Source organism: Micromonospora sp. NPDC047707 (assembly GCF_040704235.1).
Lineage (GTDB): Bacteria > Actinomycetota > Actinomycetes > Mycobacteriales > Micromonosporaceae > Micromonospora.
The window spans coordinates 1-1,523 of record NZ_JBEYSU010000145.1; the positions used below are offsets into that span (position 1 = coordinate 1).

The 1,523-nt window shown below is 67.1% G+C and carries 1 protein-coding gene; it reads left to right on the forward strand.

All coding sequences use genetic code 11. The features are described from left to right. The first annotated feature begins 241 nt into the window (after positions 1 to 241). Positions 242 to 1,489 carry an IS110 family transposase gene (locus AB0873_RS32510; protein WP_366604628.1) on the forward strand — a complete coding sequence of 416 codons (1,248 nt, stop codon included), beginning with the start codon at positions 242 to 244 and terminating at the stop codon, positions 1,487 to 1,489. Positions 1,490 to 1,523 lie beyond the last annotated feature (34 nt).

Below are 1,523 nucleotides of genomic sequence, written 5' to 3' on the forward strand. Positions count from 1 at the left end.
GGGTTAGTAGTGCGTGCGCCTGGTGGCGCGACCCTGAGCGGGCGAAAATCGGGCTGGGGCCGTCCGGCTGACGTCGTTTCCTCTTGGCGCTGTCCGAGCCCGTGGGTTAGTAGGACGCTGGGGATCTGATCGACAGGCACCCGGAACTGTTGCTTCGAGCACGCGTATCAGACTCTTCGCCCTGTGAGGTCCCCGCCGGCGGTCCGCTTGTCACCCCAGCGTGGGAAGGAGGGCGGCGGCGATGGATGTGGTCCACGAACGCTGCGCGGGCGTCGACATCAGCAAGGGCGACGTGAAGGTGTGCATTCGGGTGCCCGGTGCGGGGCGGCGTCGGCGCCGGGAGGTGCGCACGTTCTCGACCATGACGAATGATCTGCTGGCGATGCGGGACTGGTTGCTGGCCGAGCGGGTCACGGTGGTGGGGATGGAGGCTACCGGCGCGTATTGGAAGCCGGTGTTCTACCTGCTGGAGCAGGACATGGACTGCTGGCTGCTCAACGCCCGGCACATGAAGGCGGTGCCGGGCCGCAAGACCGACGTTAAGGACGCTGAGTGGATCGCTGAGCTGGTGGAGCACGGTCTGGTCCGACCCAGCTTCGTGCCGCCCGAACCGATCCGCCATTTGCGGGACCTGACCCGCTACCGCACCGAGATCGTGCGGGAACGCACCCGAGAGATTCAGCGGCTGGAGAAGTTCCTCGAAGACGCCGGGATCAAACTGTCCGTGGTCGTGTCGGACCTGATGGGCAAGTCCGCCCGGGCGATGCTGGAAGCACTGATCGCCGGGGAACGGGACCCGCACGTGCTTGCGGAGTTGGCGTTGGGCAGCATGCGCGGCAAACGCCCCCTGCTGACCGAGGCGTTGACCGGCCGGTTCACCGCCCACCACGCCTTCCTGACCCGTGCGATGCTCGACCGTATCGACGCCTGCGTGGCCATGGAGCAACGGCTGAGCAGCCAGATCGACCAGCAGGTACGGCCCTTTCGCCGCCAACTCGACCTGATCGCCACCATCCCCGGTGCCAGCGGCCGAGCCGCCGAGGTGATCCTCGCCGAGATCGGCGCAGACCCGAGCCGGTTCCCCACCGCCGCCGATCTGGCCTCATGGGCCGGAATGTGCCCGGGCAACAACCAGTCCGGAGCGACGAACAAGCCCGGCCGCACCCGCCACGGCGACCCGTGGCTCAAAGCAGTCCTCGGACAGATCGCGGTATCCGCAGCCCGCACCAAGGGCACCTACCTGTCCGCCCGCTACCGGCGCATCGCCAGCCGCCGCGGCAAGAAACGCGCCCTCGTCGCGGTCGGACACTCCGTCCTCATCGCCGTGTGGATCATGCTCAGCCGCGACATCGCCTACCACGACCTAGGCGCCGAGCACTTCGTTGAGCGACTCAACCCGCACGCCAAGGCCAGACAGACCCGACGACTGATCGACCAACTCCACCAACTCGGCTACCAAGTCACGGTCCACCCCGCACAAGCAGCCTGACCTGATCACCACGACCGCCCGATTTTCGTATCAG

Coding starts and splice junctions, on each gene's coding strand:
- AB0873_RS32510 (WP_366604628.1), top strand. CDS start 242: ATGGATGTGGTCCACGAACGCTGCGCGGGCGTCGACATCAGCAAGGGC.